At 35.9% G+C, this 18,404-nt stretch carries 20 protein-coding genes; 11 read left to right on the top strand and 9 right to left on the bottom strand.

From position 1 onward, the window contains the following. The first annotated feature begins 50 nt into the window (after positions 1 to 50). Positions 51 to 827, top strand: coding sequence for a CDP-alcohol phosphatidyltransferase family protein (locus tag LBU54_RS05145; RefSeq protein WP_224526769.1), 777 nt, complete (start codon positions 51 to 53; stop codon positions 825 to 827). 9 nt (positions 828 to 836) lie between these two features. Beyond that, the gene (locus LBU54_RS05140) at positions 837 to 1,721 is read left to right on the top strand and encodes a DUF808 domain-containing protein (RefSeq protein WP_224526767.1); all 885 of its coding nucleotides are present in this window, start codon (positions 837 to 839) and stop codon (positions 1,719 to 1,721) included. 15 nt (positions 1,722 to 1,736) lie between these two features. On the opposite strand, the gene lptB is transcribed toward LBU54_RS05140, so the two are convergent. From lptB to LBU54_RS05120, 4 genes are all read right to left on the bottom strand, one after another. After that, the gene (gene lptB / locus LBU54_RS05135) at positions 1,737 to 2,477 is read right to left on the bottom strand and encodes an LPS export ABC transporter ATP-binding protein (protein ID WP_224526765.1); all 741 of its coding nucleotides are present in this window, start codon (positions 2,475 to 2,477) and stop codon (positions 1,737 to 1,739) included. Between the two features lie 74 nt (positions 2,478 to 2,551). Next, positions 2,552 to 2,899: a carboxymuconolactone decarboxylase family protein gene (locus LBU54_RS05130; RefSeq protein WP_224526762.1), complete on the bottom strand. Its 348-nt coding sequence runs from the start codon at positions 2,897 to 2,899 to the stop codon at positions 2,552 to 2,554. Continuing rightward, positions 2,892 to 3,716, bottom strand: a complete 825-nt coding sequence (gene tatC, locus LBU54_RS05125) for a twin-arginine translocase subunit TatC (RefSeq protein ID WP_224526760.1) — start codon at positions 3,714 to 3,716, stop codon at positions 2,892 to 2,894. Before tatC ends, LBU54_RS05130 begins: the two co-directional genes overlap by 8 nt. Further along, positions 3,716 to 4,681, bottom strand: a complete 966-nt coding sequence (locus tag LBU54_RS05120; protein ID WP_224526758.1) for a KpsF/GutQ family sugar-phosphate isomerase — start codon at positions 4,679 to 4,681, stop codon at positions 3,716 to 3,718. Before LBU54_RS05120 ends, tatC begins: the two co-directional genes overlap by 1 nt. Before the next feature lie 88 nt (positions 4,682 to 4,769). Here LBU54_RS05120 and recQ point away from each other — a divergent pair, with 88 nt between their 5' ends. Next, on the top strand, positions 4,770 to 6,971 hold the full coding sequence (recQ, locus tag LBU54_RS05115; RefSeq protein WP_224526756.1) for a DNA helicase RecQ: 2,202 nt from the start codon (positions 4,770 to 4,772) through the stop codon (positions 6,969 to 6,971). Here recQ and LBU54_RS05110 read toward each other — a convergent pair whose 3' ends face one another. Beyond that, on the bottom strand, positions 6,972 to 7,427 hold the full coding sequence (locus LBU54_RS05110; protein ID WP_224526753.1) for a hypothetical protein: 456 nt from the start codon (positions 7,425 to 7,427) through the stop codon (positions 6,972 to 6,974). Between the two features lie 113 nt (positions 7,428 to 7,540). Between LBU54_RS05110 and LBU54_RS05105 the strand changes: the two genes are divergently transcribed. The 4 genes from LBU54_RS05105 (at position 7,541) to LBU54_RS05090 (ending at position 10,028) form a co-directional block, all read left to right on the top strand. After that, the gene (locus LBU54_RS05105; RefSeq protein ID WP_224526750.1) at positions 7,541 to 8,473 is read left to right on the top strand and encodes a peptidylprolyl isomerase; all 933 of its coding nucleotides are present in this window, start codon (positions 7,541 to 7,543) and stop codon (positions 8,471 to 8,473) included. 83 nt (positions 8,474 to 8,556) lie between these two features. Further along, a complete protein-coding gene (locus LBU54_RS05100) occupies positions 8,557 to 9,264 on the top strand; it encodes a tetratricopeptide repeat protein (protein WP_224526746.1) in 708 nt (235 codons plus the stop codon). A 114-nt stretch (positions 9,265 to 9,378) separates the two neighbouring features. Then, positions 9,379 to 9,828: a hypothetical protein gene (locus LBU54_RS05095; RefSeq protein WP_224526744.1), complete on the top strand. Its 450-nt coding sequence runs from the start codon at positions 9,379 to 9,381 to the stop codon at positions 9,826 to 9,828. Then, positions 9,828 to 10,028 carry a helix-turn-helix transcriptional regulator gene (locus tag LBU54_RS05090; RefSeq protein WP_224526741.1) on the top strand — a complete coding sequence of 67 codons (201 nt, stop codon included), beginning with the start codon at positions 9,828 to 9,830 and terminating at the stop codon, positions 10,026 to 10,028. The genes LBU54_RS05095 and LBU54_RS05090 overlap by 1 nt, the downstream gene beginning before the upstream one ends. Here the strand turns inward: LBU54_RS05090 and LBU54_RS05085 are convergent. Beyond that, positions 10,025 to 10,702 carry an SIR2 family NAD-dependent protein deacylase gene (locus LBU54_RS05085; RefSeq protein ID WP_224526738.1) on the bottom strand — a complete coding sequence of 226 codons (678 nt, stop codon included), beginning with the start codon at positions 10,700 to 10,702 and terminating at the stop codon, positions 10,025 to 10,027. The two genes, LBU54_RS05090 and LBU54_RS05085, sit on opposite strands and share 4 nt — an antisense overlap. Before the next feature lie 25 nt (positions 10,703 to 10,727). On the opposite strand from LBU54_RS05085, the gene LBU54_RS05080 reads away from it, so the two are divergent. Genes LBU54_RS05080 through LBU54_RS05070 form a run of 3 tightly spaced genes read left to right on the top strand, consistent with a single transcriptional unit; the run spans position 10,728 to position 12,328 of the window. Then, entirely contained in the window at positions 10,728 to 11,384 is a 657-nt protein-coding gene (locus tag LBU54_RS05080; protein ID WP_224526735.1) for a TrmH family RNA methyltransferase, read from the top strand. A gap of 43 nt (positions 11,385 to 11,427) precedes the next feature. Continuing rightward, entirely contained in the window at positions 11,428 to 11,955 is a 528-nt protein-coding gene (locus LBU54_RS05075) for an SRPBCC family protein (protein WP_224526732.1), read from the top strand. A gap of 10 nt (positions 11,956 to 11,965) precedes the next feature. Next, the gene (locus tag LBU54_RS05070) at positions 11,966 to 12,328 is read left to right on the top strand and encodes a VOC family protein (protein ID WP_224526730.1); all 363 of its coding nucleotides are present in this window, start codon (positions 11,966 to 11,968) and stop codon (positions 12,326 to 12,328) included. A gap of 4 nt (positions 12,329 to 12,332) precedes the next feature. Here the strand turns inward: LBU54_RS05070 and LBU54_RS05065 are convergent, their stop codons facing one another. Beyond that, the gene (locus tag LBU54_RS05065) at positions 12,333 to 13,145 is read right to left on the bottom strand and encodes a carboxypeptidase-like regulatory domain-containing protein (protein WP_224526728.1); all 813 of its coding nucleotides are present in this window, start codon (positions 13,143 to 13,145) and stop codon (positions 12,333 to 12,335) included. A gap of 205 nt (positions 13,146 to 13,350) precedes the next feature. Between LBU54_RS05065 and LBU54_RS05060 the strand changes: the two genes are divergently transcribed. Next, positions 13,351 to 15,732, top strand: coding sequence for a T9SS type B sorting domain-containing protein (locus LBU54_RS05060; RefSeq protein ID WP_224526725.1), 2,382 nt, complete (start codon positions 13,351 to 13,353; stop codon positions 15,730 to 15,732). 11 nt (positions 15,733 to 15,743) lie between these two features. Here the strand turns inward: LBU54_RS05060 and LBU54_RS05055 are convergent, their stop codons facing one another. Together LBU54_RS05055 and LBU54_RS05050 are read right to left on the bottom strand one after the other, a co-directional pair. After that, complete coding sequence (locus LBU54_RS05055) at positions 15,744 to 17,525, bottom strand: DEAD/DEAH box helicase (protein ID WP_224526723.1); 1,782 nt, start codon at positions 17,523 to 17,525, stop codon at positions 15,744 to 15,746. 241 nt (positions 17,526 to 17,766) lie between these two features. After that, positions 17,767 to 18,348, bottom strand: coding sequence for a non-canonical purine NTP diphosphatase (locus LBU54_RS05050; RefSeq protein WP_224526721.1), 582 nt, complete (start codon positions 18,346 to 18,348; stop codon positions 17,767 to 17,769). Between the last annotated feature and the right edge of the window lie 56 nt (positions 18,349 to 18,404).

Below are 18,404 nucleotides of genomic sequence, written 5' to 3'. Positions count from 1 at the left end.
TATATCTGACAGCAGTAAAATAGTTTTATATTTTTACCCAAAGATCAATAATGAACATTAAAAAACATATACCAAATACAATTACACTTCTTAATTTATTATGTGGTTGTATTGCCCTGATTTTTGCAGTTTATGGAAATTTTGTGGTGGCTTCACTTTTTGTATTTCTAGGTATCTTTTTTGATTTTTTTGATGGTTTGGTTGCAAGGAAACTTAATGTACAGAGTCCTTTAGGTATTCAGCTAGATTCACTGGCAGATTTGGTTACTAGTGGAGTTGTACCAGGCATTGTAATGTTTAAGCTGATTTCATTGACCGTAGATGCACCAAGTTTTGAGAATTATACAAACGAATGGAATTCTGTTTTTCATTGGCAAGGGTTTAAACTGTCAGCACTTCCATTAATAGGGCTTTTAATACCTTTAGCCTCAGCTTACAGGTTAGCAAAATTTAATTTAGACGAAGAGCAACAGACCTTTTTTAAAGGATTGCCAGTACCAGCAAATACGCTACTCATTCTATCCTTTCCGCTTATATTGGAGTATCAAAATAGCGATATTATGAACTCTATAATAGTTAATAAATGGTTTCTTATTGCAGTTACACTTTTAAGTTGCTATTTATTGAATTCTAAAATCAAATTATTTGCGCTAAAATTCAAAGATTGGCAGTTTAAAACTAATGCTACGCGATACATTTTTCTAATCATAAGTCTGGTAGCGCTAATTGTACTGCAATTTGCCTCAATTCCCATAATAATTGTACTTTATATAATTATATCATTGCTTGACCAGAAACAGATTAAAAAATACAAAACCTTTAATTAAATACTATTAATGGCCTCAGGATTATTTGCCTTATTAGATGATATAGCAACCTTAATGGACGATGTTGCTACAATGACAAAAGTATCCACTCAAAAAACAGCTGGTATACTAGGAGATGATTTGGCGGTCAATGCGGAGAAGGCATCTGGTTTTAGTCCATCGCGAGAATTACCTGTTTTATGGGCTATTTCTAAGGGGTCTTTTATAAACAAGGTTATTATTTTACCACTTGCTTTTTTAATGAGTGCATTTGTGCCTAAAATGGTGATTGTAGTTTTGGTTTTAGGTGGTTTGTATTTGGCATACGAAGGTGCTGAAAAGATCTATGAATTTTTATTTCATAGAAAAACAGAAAAAGTAGTAGTAGCAAAACAAAATATATCCGCTCAAGAATTACTTAAGATTGAAAAATCAAAAATTAAATCTGCGATTATAACAGATTTTATACTTTCTGTGGAGATTGTCATAATTGCACTAGGCGCTGTGGTAAATGAAAATCTTACCACTCAGATTATTGTTGTATCTATTGTTGCGCTAATAGCAACAGTAGGAGTATATAGTATCGTTGCACTAATTGTGCGCATGGATGACTTTGGTTTTAGACTCATTCAAAATAGTAATTCCAAGAGAGGGTTCGTTTATAATATAGGCCTTTTACTAACTAAGGCTTTACCCTGGGTCATAAAATCACTATCGGTAATTGGTACGCTGGCCTTGCTTCTTGTTTCAGGTGGTATCTTTGTACATAATATAGAACAGCTTCATCATGTACTTGAGGGAATTCCAGGAGTATTAAGGGATTTTTTGATCGGTCTTGCCGTCGGAATTTTATGCCTTTTGGTGGTCAAACTCACTAAGTCCATCATCCCTAGCCAGAAACCAAGAACAGAATAACTTTAGTTTGGTGTTTTAAAATTCCAATTTCTTTTTACGAAGCTCAAAGTTTTGTCCTAAGTATACTTTGCGGACCATTTCGTCGCTTGCAAGTTCTTCAGGGATACCTGCTTTAAGTATACCGCCTTCAAACATAAGATAGGTCCTGTCAGTTATGGCCAAAGTTTCTTGTACGTTGTGATCTGTTATTAATATACCAATGTTCTTTTTAGTAAGTTTTGCCACGATACGTTGAATATCCTCTACGGCAACTGGATCAACACCTGCAAAAGGTTCATCTAACAAAATAAAATTTGGGTCTGTTGCCAAGGCACGCGCTATTTCTGTTCTTCTCCTCTCGCCACCAGAAAGCAAATCACCTCTATTTGTTCTAATATGCCCTAGGCCAAATTCCTCTATGAGCGATTCCATTTTTTCGTGCTGTTCTTTTTTACTCAGTTTTGTGAGTTGCAAAACACTCAAAATATTGTCCTCGATGCTGAGTTTTCTGAAAACTGAAGCTTCCTGAGCCAAATATCCAATACCATTTTGAGCACGTTTGTACATTGGAAATTTGGTAATGTCAGTATTATCTAAATATATTTTACCACCATTTGGTTTTATGATACCAACTATCATGTAAAATGACGTTGTTTTACCAGCTCCATTTGGTCCTAGTAATCCTACGATCTCTCCTTGATTAACTTCCAAGGATACATCCTTTACAACTTTGCGTCCGCCATAGGACTTCATTAAATTTTCAGCTCGTAACTTCATTTGTTTTCCAATTACGCTAAAAATAGCAAATTCATATAGACTACTATAAAATGAGTTTTGGTTTTATTAAAAGTTTAACCTTGATTCTCTATTGCCTCCCAATATTCATGAGCTCTTCTTAAGTGTGGTATTACGATAGTGCCACCAATTAAGGTAGCTATGCCTAAAGCTTCACTCACTTCTTCCTTAGTTACACCTTCCTTGTATGAGGCTTCTAGGTGGTATTTTACACAATCATCACATCGTAATACTGCAGATGCCACTAATCCTATTAATTCTTTAGTCTTTTTGTCTAAAACACCTTCATTGAAGGCATTGGTATCTAAGTTGAAAATCCGTTTTACAATTTTATTGTTATCTGCTAGGATTTTATCATTCATCTTAGAACGATATTCATTGAATTCTTTTACGATATCAGACATTTTTCATTTTTCTTTTTTGATTTCTTACAACAACTGCAGAAATGTAAATACTTACTTGATATAAAATTAAAATTGGTATTGCCACGATAACTTGACTTGCAATATCTGGAGGTGTAATCACCGCAGCCAAAATTAAGACTATTACAAGTGCAAACTTTCGGTATTTTTTTAGAAATTGAGGTGTTACAAGCCCTGCTTTTGTAAGGAAATAAATTATTATTGGCAATTCGAATACAAATCCAGACGCAATAGCAGAACTTCTTACAATTGCAATGACAGAACTTACGTCAAACTCATTTAATATCTTATCACTAATTGTATAATTAGCCAAGAAATTAATAGACAATGGTGTTACAATATAGTATCCAAATAAGACGCCGATGAAGAAAAGAATGGATGCTGTAAACAAAAAGCCTCTTGAGTTTTTCCGTTCGTTCTCTTTAAGTCCAGGACTAATAAAGCTCCATAATTGATATAAGACATAAGGAAATGCAATTATAAAACCTGCATAAATAGAAGTCCATATGTGTGCGGAAAACTGACCAGCAACAGTACGATTTTGAATTACAAATGGAAATTTATCTGCACAAAAAGTGGTATCATTTAAACCTATTAATTTAGACATACTACAAAGCCCCTTGTAAGTTGGGAAACTCATATCTGTTGGTCCAAAAATAATAACATCAAAAATGAATTTTTTGAAAATAAAAGCTAAGGTACCAGCTATAACTATACCTAAGGTTGCTCTAATTAAATGCCATCTTAGATCCTCGAGATGGTCTAAAAAAGACATTTCATCAATATTCTTATTCGCCATTATAAAATGCCCTCTTTTATTAAATCGTGAAGATGAACTACACCGGCATATTTGCCATCTTGTTCAACCAGTAATTGGGAAATTTCGTGCGCTTCCATAAGCTCTTTAGCATCAACTGCCATGGCATCCTCCGCTATTCGTCTAGGATTGTTGCTCATTATATCTTTTGCAGTAAGATTTGCAATGTTATCGCTTTTGCTTAACATACGGCGTAAATCACCATCTGTTATGATCCCTACAATTGTATTATTTTCAACAACTGCCGTCACACCTAACATTTTTTCAGTTATCTCTACGATTACCTCTTTTATTGTTGCATTTAGTCCTACTTGTGGTTTTAAATTTTGAGAGGACAAATCATTAACTCTTAAATACAGGCGTTTTCCTAGTGAACCTCCTGGATGATATTTTGCAAAATCCCTACTTGAAAACCCTCTTAATTCTAACAAGCAAACCGCTAGGGCATCGCCCAAAACTAGTTGTGCTGTAGTACTTGTTGTAGGTGCTAAATTATTGGGACAGGCTTCCTGTTCAACGTATGCATTTAAAACAAAGTCTGCTTGCTGTCCTAAATAAGAATCTTTATTACCCGTAATGGCAATCATTTTGTTTTTAGCATTTTTAATCAGAGGTACCAAAACTTTAATTTCTGGAGTATTACCACTTTTTGAAATGCAAATAACCACATCGTCTTCGAGGATTAGTCCTAAATCACCATGGATAGCGTCTGCGGCATGCATGAAAACCGCAGGTGTGCCTGTTGAGTTTAGAGTCGCTACAATTTTTGTAGCTATTATGGCGCTTTTGCCAATTCCGGTAATGATAACTCTACCCTTGGAATTATAGATTAATTCTACTGCTTCGGCAAACTCGTCGTTTAATAATTCAGATAAGTTCTCAATAGCCTTACTTTCTATCTCTATAGTACTTTTCGCAGTACTTAAAATGGACTGTTTTGTGTTCAAAACTAATTAATATTGCTTTTTTATGTTTTAAAGAATTGTGTTATCTTTAAACATATTGCAAAAATAGATAAAATACTAATAGGGATTAATGAGTATTGCAGAAATTGACTTACACTCCGCATTAAAAAAATACTTTGGTTTTTCTGGGTTTAAGGGTCTTCAAGAAGAAGTTATAAAAAATGTAATAGAAGGTAATAATACCTTTGTAATTATGCCAACAGGTGGAGGTAAATCACTCTGCTATCAATTGCCTGCATTGATAAAGGAAGGGACTGCTATTGTGGTTTCACCATTAATTGCCTTAATGAAAAATCAGGTGGATGCGATAAGAGCTGTTTCGGATAATGATGGTGTAGCTCATGTGTTGAATTCTTCTCTAAATAAAACGGAAATCAAACGTGTTAAAGATGATATTCTCAATGGCATTACAAAGCTTTTATATGTTGCACCAGAATCTCTTACCAAAGAGGAATACGTTGATTTTCTGAGGTCCGTGCAGATTTCTTTTATGGCTGTAGATGAAGCCCATTGTATAAGCGAATGGGGACATGATTTTAGACCAGAATACCGTAACTTAAGACATATCTTAAAACGTATTGGTGACGATATTCCTATTATAGGATTAACTGCAACAGCAACACCAAAGGTGCAAGAAGATATTTTGAAGAGCTTGGGAATGACTGATGCTGTTACATTTAAAGCGTCTTTTAATAGACCAAATTTGTTCTATGAAGTAAGACCAAAAACAAAAAATGTAGACGCTGATATTATTCGATTTATTAAACAGAACGAAGGTAAATCTGGTATTGTTTACTGTCTTAGTAGAAAACGTGTTGAAGAATTAGCTCAAGTATTACAGGTTAATGGAATTAAAGCTGTTCCATACCATGCAGGTTTGGATGCCAAAACACGTGTAAAACACCAGGACATGTTCCTGATGGAAGATTGTGATGTTGTTGTGGCTACCATAGCCTTTGGAATGGGTATTGATAAACCAGACGTTCGTTTTGTAATTCACCATGATATTCCAAAAAGTATAGAAAGTTATTACCAAGAAACAGGTAGAGCAGGACGTGATGGAGGCGAAGGGCATTGTTTGGCCTTTTACGCCTATAAGGATATAGAAAAGCTCGAAAAGTTTATGTCAGGTAAGCCAGTTGCAGAGCAGGAAATTGGTCATGCATTGTTGCAAGAGGTTGTTGCCTTTGCGGAAACATCGATATCGCGTCGAAAATTCATTTTGCATTATTTTGGTGAAGCGTTTGATAACGAAACAGGTGAGGGTGGTGATATGGATGACAATGTCCGTAACCCTAAAAAGCAGGTCGAAGCTAAAGATGAAGTAAAAACCCTGTTAGAGACCGTAAAAAACACAAATGAAAAGTATAAATCAAAAGATTTAGTACAGGTAATTATTGGTAAATCAAATGCGCTTATATCGTCCCATAAAACAGATACATTGCCATTTTTTGGAATTGGAAAGAACAAGGAGCAACGTTTTTGGATGGCACTAATCAGACAAGTTTTAGTTGCTGGACTCTTAAAAAAAGATATCGAGACTTATGGTGTGCTAAGACTTACTAAAATGGGTAAGGATTTTATTAATAATCCAAACTCATTTATGATGGCCGAAGATCATGTTTATGATGAGGAATCAGATGCTGGTATAATAACAAATGCTAAAAGCTCAGGTGCTTCTGCTGACGAAAAGTTAATGACCATGCTCAAGGATTTACGTAAACGCAATGCCAAACGACTTGGTGTACCGCCTTTTGTAATTTTTCAGGATCCTTCCTTAGAGGATATGGCATTGAAATATCCAATTACCTTGGAAGAATTGGGCAATGTGCATGGCGTTGGTGAAGGTAAGGCCAAAAAATATGGCAAAGACTTCGTGGCTTTGATTGCAGATTATGTTGAAGAGAATGACATTGTAAGGCCAGATGATATGGTTGTGAAGTCAACAGGTTCTAATTCTGCATTGAAGCTTTATATTATTCAGAATGTAGATCGCAAATTACCATTAGATGATATTGCCTCGGCTAAGGGCATGGAAATGCCAGATTTTATAAAGGAAATGGAGTCAATAGTGTATTCGGGTACCAAACTTAACATCAGCTATTGGATTGACGAAATTTTGGACGAAGACCAACAAGAAGAAATCCATGAGTATTTTATGGAGTCCGAAAGTGATAAAATCTCAGATGCTGTCGAGGAATTTGAAGGTGATTATGAAGATGAAGAATTAAGACTCTATCGTATTAAATTTATTAGTGAAGTAGCCAACTAATTATTCTTCTTCCTCAGTTTGTCCAACATATTTGGTAAAACTAATATCCCCTTTATTAGTTTTTAATATAATTTGAGTAATCCGTTTACTCTGCGGTTTATTAATGTCAGATTCTTCAATCTGAAAATCAATTTTCGTAATAAAACGCTTGGATACTTGTGTTGGTTCAGATTCCAATTCAACTGTATCAGAATCCAATTCTATCTCAAAATCATTAGACTTCATTATTAATTTGGCACCATCAAAAGTTTTGAACTTAAAGTTGCCTACAACTACCGTCTGAAAAAAGTAATAGCCACCAAGTTCATTCAGACCGGCAAATAGAACATTAGATTCGCTTAGACCAAAGGGTGTATTTTCAACTTCAGCTATTATTTTTTCTGTAGTATCAACAGGTTTATTAGGTTTAGATTCACCGCCAAATGCCGCCTTTAGTTTAGAAAATGAAAATCCCATAACACAAATTTTGGCAAAACTAACCTTAATATAGGACTTCTCAAATAATCCACCAGAATTCGTAAATCATAAATCATTGACTATCTTTGCAACCTTAAATAAATGACAATACAATGCAAGACGGATTATACGCAAAATTCACAACAACAAAAGGAGAAATACTAGTAAATCTAGAATTTGAAAAAACACCTGGTACGGTAGGTAACTTCGTGGCCTTGGCTGAGGGTAATTTAGAGAATTCTGCCAAACCACAAGGAACACCTTATTACGACGGCCTTAAGTTTCATAGGGTAATTCCTGACTTTATGATTCAAGGTGGTTGTCCATTAGGAACAGGAACTGGAAATCCAGGTTACAAATTTGACGATGAAATTCATCCAGATTTAAAGCACGATGCACCTGGTAAATTATCTATGGCCAACGCTGGCCCTGGCACCAACGGTAGTCAATTTTTTATTACACATGTCGAAACACCATGGTTAGACGGTAAACATACAGTTTTTGGTAATGTAGTTGATGGCCAAGATATTGTTGATGCTGTTGCTCAAGGTGATATTATGGATAAAGTGGAAATCCTAAGAGTTGGAGATGCGGCGGAAAAATTCAATGCCATCGAAGCATTTAGAACTTTTGAAGGTGAACGGGAAAAGCGTGTAGCAGCAGAACGTGAAGCAGTAAAAGCTGAGCTGGACAAGTTAGCTGCTGGATTTGATGAAACAGAATCCGGTTTACGCTATAAAGTAATTCAAAAAGGAGATGGTAAAAAGGCTGAGAAAGGTAATATGGTTTCTGTTCACTATAAAGGTCAGTTAGCTGATGGAACTGTTTTCGATTCATCTTATAAAAGAAACCAACCGTTAGATTTTCAAGTTGGAGTTGGTCAGGTTATTCCTGGGTGGGACGAAGGCATTTGTCTATTGAGTGTTGGAGACAAAGCACGATTGGTAATTCCTAGTGATCTTGCTTACGGTGCTGCAGGAGCAGGTGGTGTTATTCCTCCTAACGCTACTCTGGTTTTTGATGTAGAGTTAATGGGAGTTAAATAAACGGCAACCGTAACAATTTTAATTTGAAATCGTCTCACTTTTAGTGAGACTTTTTTATTTTAACCAATCAAATCAACAATCAAATGAAATTCAAGATAAATTTTTATGTTCTGGTTTTAGTCCTTTTGACGTTAGGCTGTTCCGGGACTATTGAGTTTAGTGATGAATTTAAGAAGGAAACAGCAGGGAAATACCAATACAATGAAGACGAACTCATCTTGGTGTACTATAAGGATGACAAGTTAATGCTAAATTGGAAGGAAGGTGTCTTTCAACCTGTGGTCACGGATAGTAATGAAATATTTGTTGCAGACATGTATAAAAAGCTTCGTTTTGTTAAGAAGCCAGGAACTGCTGAGCGCTATCTTTCGATTGTTTCAGAAGAAAATCCAGACTCAGTTTCGTATGATTATTTAAAAGTGCCTGATTCTTATAAGACACCAAGTACGCATTTAAAGGAGGGTAATTATGAAGAAGCTCTTGCAGGGTTTTTAAAGATTAAGGAAAAAGACTCAACGAGTTCATACATACGAGAGTGGGATTTCAACAGAAAAGGTTATACGCAAATGAGAGAAAAGGAGTATGACAAGGCCATTGAAATTTTTAAGTTAAATTTGGCATTACATCCTACAAGCGCTAATGTTTACGATAGTTTAGCAGATGCTTACCTTAAAAGTGGTGACAGCCTCAATGCATATATAAATTACAAAGAGGCATATAAACGCAATTCGGATAATAAGAGGGCATTGAAATATGTGAATGCCTATAAATCCAAAGACTCTATACAATAGTTTGTATTAGTGATTATCTAACTGTATGATAAAATTTGGAAACTATCTAAATGTAAAGTATATTTGTCATATTGTAAAAATAAATTTACTAAATGTAAAATATATTTGTTAATTATGGGTACAGAAAAATTTGTTGAATACGAAAGGAAACGATTAAACAAAATAGCCAGTTTAAGGCTGCCAAATCAGTTCATGATAATTGGTGTAATGGTAGTTGCTATCTCTATTATTACGATGATGCTAAGAGCTTTTGCCTTGGAAGGTGATACCCAATGGTTAAAACTCTTATTGCAAAAAACGTTGTTGGTAGGTCTTTTACTAATGTCTTTATCTAAAGACAAGATTGAAGATGAGATGACTATCGGATTACGATCACAGTCTTATGCTATTGCCTTTATTATAGGTGTAATCTATGCGTTAGTAATGCCTTATGTTGAGTATGGTGTGTCTAATGTTGTTCATTCAGGTGGGGAATCTTACAAAGATTTGGGCGATTTTCAGGTCCTTCTTTTTATGTTAATGATTCAATTGTTGTTTTATCATACTTTAAAGCGCTACAGATAATGCAAAATACCATAAAAGTTGAACGTGCGATATTAGGTATTACACAAGACGAACTTGCAAAAAAGATTGGCGTATCAAGACAAACCATAAATTCTATTGAGGCTAATAGATATGTGCCGTCAACGGTTTTGGCCTTAAAACTTTCAGCAATTTTCAATAAACCCGTTAATGACTTTTTTAGGTTAACCGACCAGGATTAATTTGAAAGTAGTTTTATAAAGTCCTTCATTCCCTCAGTTGCGGTTTTGGCAATTACAGTAATATTTGGGTGGTTTACTGAAGCTGGTCTAGGGTCAATATAATATATAGGTGTTCTGCCGTCTACATAATGCATTAAACTCGCTGCAGGATAAACTTGCATACTGGTGCCAATTATTAAGAGTATATCTGCTGTAAGACAAATTTCAACGGCTTTCTCAATCATTGGAACATCCTCTCCAAACCACACGACGTGAGGTCTCAGTTGATAACCTTGCTCACAAGTATCACCAAGATTGAGATCTTCCGTCCAATATCTTATATCGTTTGGATTTCCTGTACTTCGAATTTTAAACAACTCACCATGTAAATGCACAATATTGGTGCTTCCGGCTCTTTCGTGTAAATCATCTACATTTTGAGTTACTACGGTAACTCGATATTTAGATTCAAGTTGCGCTATGGCCTTATGTGCCTCATTGGGTTGTACCGTTTTGAGTTGGCGTCGCCTTTGGTTATAGAATTCCAAAACTAATTCTGGATTCGAACTAAATCCATATGGAGAGGCAACTTTCATTACATCATGACCTTCCCAGAGACCATCGTGATCCCTGAATGTTTTTACACCACTTTCGGCACTCATACCTGCTCCCGTTAGTACAACAATGTGTTTCATACTATAAAAATACTATTTTTGGTTTATGGCCAATTTAAAACTTCTCGAATACTTAGAATCGTATCTCACGGAGCATAGACGTAACCGGTTTGCTCAGGTTTTGGCACAACGCACCAAATACTTTACGGTAGCAACAGAAGATGTATATCAATTGCACAATACCAGTGCAGTTATACGTTCTTGTGATGTATTTGGTATTCAAGAAGTTAATATTATTGAAGAAATTAATACCAAACGCATTGATAGAGAAATAGCAATGGGAGCCCAAAAATGGGTGGATTTAAACCGCTATAATACTGTGAATCAATGCATTTTAGATTTAAAAACTAAGGGCTACCAAATTGTAGCAACTACACCACATACAGAAGATTGTGATCTCATAGATTTCGACATATCAAAAAAATCGTGTTTTTTCTTTGGGCGTGAGACCGAAGGGCTCTCGCAAAAGGTGTTAGATGAAGCAGATTGTTTCTTAAAAATCCCAATGTTTGGTTTTACGGAGAGTCTCAATATTTCTGTTTCAGCGGCCATAATTTTACAACATGTAACCTCCAAACTTAGAAACTCAGATATTTCTTGGCAACTAACTGAGGAGGAGCGAATAGAAAAACGTTTTGATTGGATTAGAAAAACAATAAAGAACTACGACGCCATTGTAGAGCGCTTTCAATCTGAAGCTTAAAATTTCGTAACTTTAAAGGACTTACTATTAAATCTTATTAATTATGACAATCGCATTATATGTGGTGCTTGCTATTATTGGTATAATAGTACTACTCGCTCTAATAGCACCGAAAAGTTACAATGTTAGTAGAAGTATACAGATTAATAAACCTTTAGAAGAAGTATTTAATTACATTAAGTATATTAAAAAGCATAATGATTGGTCGCCATGGAAAAAGAAAGATCCGAATATGACTCAAGAATTTGAAGGGAACGATGGTGAAGTTGGATTTATATCACGCTGGAAAGGCAATAAAGATGTTGGTACAGGTGAACAGGAAATCACTCGTATTATAGAAAATGAGTGCATGGAGTCGCAACTTCGTTTCTTTAAACCGTGGAAATCCCAATCAAATGCCTTTATCACAGTCGACGTTGTAGATAGTGATACTACAAAGGTAACTTGGGGTTTCTCTGGTGTAAATAAACCACCATCCAATATTTTTTTCCTGTTTTTTAATATGGATAAAACCGTTGGTGCAGACTTTGAAGACGGACTAAATGATCTTAAAACAATTCTTGAATCTTAAATAGTATAATATGGTAGGTTGGTTTGAAATTCCGGTTAATGATATGGCTAGGGCAAAACTGTTTTATGAAACAGTATTTAACATAGAGATTAAAGAAGTTGATTTTGGAGGCTTTTTAATGGGATGGTTTCCTGATAATAATGGTGCTTACGGTGCTACAGGAACATTGGTAAAACAAGATAGTTATATACCAAGTCAAGAAGGAATATTGATTTATTTTATGTCCGAGGATGTTCAGAATGAATTAGATAGAGTGGAGGATGCAGGTGGCAAAATCTATCAGCCAAAAACTCAGATTTCAGAAGAACATGGGTACATGGGAGTATTTATAGATTCTGAAGGAAATAGAGTCGCACTGCACTCTAATTCTTAAAATATTAAGCTCTATTTTTCTTTTTGCCCTTGCGTTTATTGTTACGGCTAATCACCTTATATTCTTCATAGCACTCGCTTATGGCATCTAAAATTTGAAGATCATTTGCGGTATTGATAAAATCCTTGGAGTAATTACATTGATTTACAATTTCGTCTAGATCAAACTTATTTACTTGAAGTAAAACCAATAACATTTCGCGATCAAAACGCTTGGCAAGTTGATTTCTTATTTCGTCATCCTCTTTCATTTTTTTCAACTTTTTCATTTCGTTTGGTTTCTTGCCAAACATGTTATAGAGGAAGTCTGCAGGATTGAAAATTGCACCTAATACTTTTGTAGCAATATTTGGTCTGCCAGCTTCATAACCTTGTCCTGGTAAACCTGAGATGCGATATCTATTATTAGATTGAATAGGCACTTGCATCATGTCAACCTTTAAATAGCCTGTGAGCTGGAGCTGTTTTACAGTAACTTCTTCAAGCGCTAATGCGAGCTCTGTCATGGTTATTTCGGTATTCCCAAACTTAATCCAATCATTGGTAACACGTACTTTTATAGATTTATAACCTAGGTAGGAAAGCAAAAGTGTATCATTGGCTACAGCACTAATTTCAAAAACACCATCGTCGTTGGTTGAGGTTCCAACCACTTGGTTAATATTCACAATATTGACTTCACTTAAAGGCGCATTGGTAGTACTACTAATAATCGTGCCTTTAACGCGCGTACGTTCTTGAGTAGTGCTATTGTCTTGGCTATAGCTATTAACTGTAGTAAAACATAAAAGCAGTATAAGTAAGTATCTTATGTGCATAGATTTTGATGTAAATGTACTAAACAAAACGCATTTTAAAGTATGGCCGTCATAGATTTGACTTAATATTAACAAGAACTATGCCCATTAATGGTACCTCATACATATCACTCAAATGTTAATACATATTTCATTTTCTACAATTGTTTGTAATTTAGATTACTGGACAAAATGTTCAATCCAAATTGTTAAGGTTTCATAAAAATTGAAAAGGATTATTACCCAAATAGTACTAACGTGTTGTTTCATCCATAGTGTTTCTGCACAAGGTGAAGCTTCAAATTGGTTTTTTGGTGCCAATGCAGGTTTAAATTTTAGCTCGGGAAATCCCGTATTCAATTTAGATGGCCAATTGAACACAAATGAAGGTTGTGGTACAATATCAGATGCTAACGGTCAGTTGCTATTTTATACAGATGGAATTTCGATATGGGATAAAAATCACAATCAAATGCCAAATGGCTTTGGTCTATTAGGAGATCCCTCAAGCACCCAATCTGGTTTAATCGTGCCACGTCCTGGTTCTGAGACAGTATATTATGTTTTTACGGTAGATAGTTCTGCTGGCGATAATGGTTTTAGATACTCTATCGTAGACATGAGTCTTAATAATGGAAATGGAGACGTGACATTAAAAAATGAAGAACTACTAACGCCAAGTACAGAGAAAATTACAGCTGTAAAGCATGCAAATGGTATTGATTACTGGCTTATAACGCACGGATGGAGAAACAATGAATTTTTAGCATACCAAATCTCACCTCAAGGCATAAACTTAACTCCTGTTGTTTCAGCAGTAGGTACATTTCATGGTAATGATAATTTCAATGAACTCGATCAGTTTATTGCCAATACTATTGGCTATTTAAAAGTTTCTCCTGACGGAAATCGTATAGCAAGTGCCAAATTTGGTACGGAAAGCAATGTCGAAATATTTGATTTTAACGATAATACTGGCGTCATATCAAATCCGATTTTACTCGACAATCTATTTTATAATAGCTCCTCAGCCTCGGGTGCATACGGTGTAGAATTTTCTCCCAATGGAGAACTGTTATACGTTACGGACAAAAATTTTGATTTTTTTACAAATGAAGCTGGGTCAAGGCTCTTTCAGTTTGATTTAAGGTTAAACACTGCTAATGCCATTATAGATTCTATGACAATATTGTATGAAGGTGGAGATGAATTTGGTGGCTTGCAGTTGGCACTCGATGGTAAGATATATGTTTGTAATTCGGGTAAAACAGCGCTCGATGTTATCAATAATCCCAACACTTTAGGTCCTGATTGTGATTACCAAATAGGCGCTGTAGATTTGGGTGGACGAATTGTTACTTTGGGTTTACCACCATTTGTGCAATCGCTATTCAATGCTACATTTAGTATAAATAATTCATGTGTTGGTAGTGAAACAGTTTTTGAATTGGTAACTGAGGTAGATAACGCTACAGTAACATGGGATTTTGGAGATGGCAACACCTCTAACGACATGAATCCTGCGCATGTTTATACAAATCCAGGCATATATACTGTAAACGTTAGCGCGTCTGTTGTAGGACAATCACTTGAGTTAACCGATGAAATCACCATATACGAAATTCCTATAGCCAATACGCCAATGGATTTCTATCAATGCGAATCGCAAGATGATAGCGGTTTAACCACCTTTAATCTCGAAACTAAAATCAATGAGGTCTATGGAACTCAAGATGTTGATACCTTTTCTGTTTTGTTTTATGATTCTGAAGACAATGCACTGAGCGGTCTCAATCCTTTAGACTTGAATTATAATATTTCTAATACTCAAACGGTTTATGCGCGCATTCAAAACAATTTTAATCCAAGCTGTTTTGATATTACCGCATTTGAACTGGTCATTTTGGAGCGACCAGATATTATTGAAGACGAAACACTGATACTATGTGAGGACGAATCATTGATATTAAATGCTGACGAGGGTTTTGATGCTTACCTTTGGTCCACTGGAAATAGTAGTGCATCTATTGCTATTAATGAAGCTGGCACGTACACTGTTGAAGTATTTAAAAACCATAATACAGCACCGCAAATAGCTTGCAGTACCATAAAGGTGTTCAGCGTTTTGCCTTCAGGATTAGCCACAATCACTGATTTAGAAATTGAAGAATGGCAACACCTAAATAGCATTACTGTATTTGCTGAAGGCTCGGGCGACTATGAATATTCGCTTGATGATTTGGTATACCAAGATTCCAATACGTTTTCCAATGTAACCTATGGTGAATTTACGGTTTATGTTAGAGATAAAAACGGTTGTGGTGTTATATCAAAATTGGTTACTGTCTTAGGTTATCCTAAATATTTTACACCCAATAGTGACAACTTCAATCCTTATTGGACTATAAAACTCTCACCTGATGAAAATGACTTTGAGATTTTGATATTTGATAGATACGGTAAACAATTAGCCGCGCTTAATGCAGCATCACCTTTTTGGGATGGTACCTATAATGGAAAACTAATGCCTACTTCAGACTATTGGTTTATTTTAAAGCGACCCAGTAAAAATGAAACCTACACAGGTCATTTCACCCTAAAACGATAGTAGGCTATTTATTATTTGCGTCTTGAGCGTCTTGGTCTATCAGAACCAGATCCTGATCGTCTGCGATCAGATTTAGGACCTCCTGAACGTCTACCAACTCTCTCACTGCGATTACCAGAATCAGATGAGCGTCTTCCGCCACGTTTACTATCATTACGTTTTTTACCTCTGCCACTACGATCGCGTCTACCACCTCCCTTATTTTCCGTGATTTCAACATTGACAAAACGATCATTGTATTTAAAATCCGTAAAAAAGTCCAATACCCTTTTCTCCATGGATTTATCAGTGTTAAAGAACGAGAAACTGTCCTTCACATCAACCTTAAATACATCGTCTCTGCCAAGCTCTAAGACTTCTTTTATGAAGTCTTTAAGCGACATCCAGTCGTAGCCGTCCTTACGACCTACATTGATAAAGTAGCGCGTTTCATTATTAGAAGGTGCTCTGTCACCACCTTCACTCGAATCTGTGACAGCAAGATCTTTTGCTTTTTTGTAATAGTCGTAAAATCGTGAAAACTCAACTGAAAAGAATTTTTTAATCAATTCTTCTTTGCTTGTATCTTCGAAGAGTTCATTGATGCTATCTAAAAACGCGTCAATCTCATGATTTATCTCGGTATTATGCATTTTGTTTGCTAGGCTCATTAGCTGTACCTCGCAAATTTCCATGCCCGATGGCATATCCTTTTTCTCAAACTGCTTTTTTATGATGCGCTCAATACTTTTTATTTTGCGCACTTCACTTTTAGCGACAATAACCATGGATACACCTGTTTTACCAGCTCTACCTGTTCTGCCAGAACGGTGAGTGTAAGTTTCTATCTCGTCTGGTAATTGGTAATTAATCACATGGGTTATGTCATCTACATCAATACCACGTGCAGCAACATCTGTTGCAACAAGCATCTGTATCTGCTTGTTCCTAAAAGCTTTCATTACCAAATCGCGTTGGTTTTGACTGAGATCGCCATGGAGTGCACCTGCACTGTAACCATCTTCTACCAATTTTTCGGCTACTTTTTGTGTATCGCGCTTCGTTCTGCAGAATATCACCGAAAATATATCAGGATTAGCATCTGCCAAACGCTTAAGTGCCAAATATCGGTCTCTACCGTTCACCAAATAGTACTCATGCGATACCTGATTGGTACTTTCATTTCTGTTTCCTACCGTAATTTCAATAGGATCGTACATAAATTTACGCGCAATGGCTGCCACTTCTTTTGGCATTGTTGCTGAAAACAACCAGGTACTCTTGTCCTCTGGAGTGTATGATAAAATATCTGTGATATCCTCGTAGAAGCCCATGTTAAGCATCTCATCAGCCTCATCGAGTACGCTATACTCAATTTTGGATATATCTACCAATTTACGGCTAATCATATCTTTCATACGGCCAGGAGTCGCCACAATAATCTGTGCACCCTTTTTTATTTGCTTAGCTTGTTCTGTTATGCTTGCACCACCATAAACGGCAACGACGTTTAAGCCTTTGCAATATTTGCCATAAAGTTTTAGCTCGTTGGTAATTTGCAAACACAGCTCTCGCGTTGGCGATAAAATAAGGCCTTGTGTCGTTCTGCTGTTAACATCTATTTTTTGAAGCATTGGAAACCCAAAGGCGGCGGTTTTACCCGTACCTGTTTGTGCTAGCGCCACAAGGTCTCGTTCTTCGTTTAATAATGCTGGGATTGCTTTTTCTTGTACTTCACTAGGTTTTGTAAACCCTAGGTCTGTAATAGCATTTAAAAGGTCTTGGTTAAGACCCAATTCTTGGAATGTAATCATTCGTTTTGGTTAAAATATCGATTATGTTATGCAGTGTTACATAAGAAGGGAACCGACATTCTTTAACCTAAACTTCTTATAACACCTGTCCTAAACTTTTTAGGACCTCGCGCTCAATAAAGGCGCAAAGATAGACTTTTTATTGGATAAACAATTTTAGTGTATCGTTAATTGGTAATATGAATTCAGTTTTAATTGGATGATAAACGAAGTTAATTTTTCTTCTTTGGGATTTTAATACCTAACCCGACGTATTTTTAAGAAAATCTATTAGCTGTTTTACAGCCAAACCTCTGTGGCCAATCTTGTTTTTTTGCTCAAGATCAATCTCGGCAAAGGTATGCTCATAGCCTTCTGGTCTAAAAACAGGATCGTAACCAAAACCTTTATCGCCTTGTTTGCTTTTAGTAATCGCTCCTTTGCAAATACCTGTAAACTCATGATACGCACCATTGAGATGTAAAGCAATAACCGTTTTAAATTGGGCGTTTCGATTATCTTTATGTTCTAGATTTTTAAGGAGCTTATTCATGTTGTCATTGGCATTGCGTTGTGGTCCTGCATAATAGGCCGTATCGACGCCAGGTTCGCCATTTAAGGCTTCAACCTCTAGACCTGTATCGTCTGCAAAACAATCGTAACCGTAATGGATTTTGATATAGTCGGCCTTCTGCTTGGCATTGCCTGCTATGGTTCCTGTAGTCTCTGGAATCTCTTCGGTACACCCAATAGTAGCTAAGCTTAATAGCTTAATGTGTTCTGGTACCAGAGCCTGTACCTCTTTGATTTTGTTGGGATTATTGGTAGCAAAAACAAGTTGCATATAGTGGTGTATTAAGGTTGCTCAAAGGTACTTTATAATTCGTTTAAACACTAAAT

The organism is Winogradskyella alexanderae (genome assembly GCF_020166335.1).
Classification (GTDB): domain Bacteria; phylum Bacteroidota; class Bacteroidia; order Flavobacteriales; family Flavobacteriaceae; genus Winogradskyella; species Winogradskyella alexanderae.
Note: the sequence above shows the minus strand (reverse complement) of the source record. Positions and strands in the feature narration are given on the sequence as shown.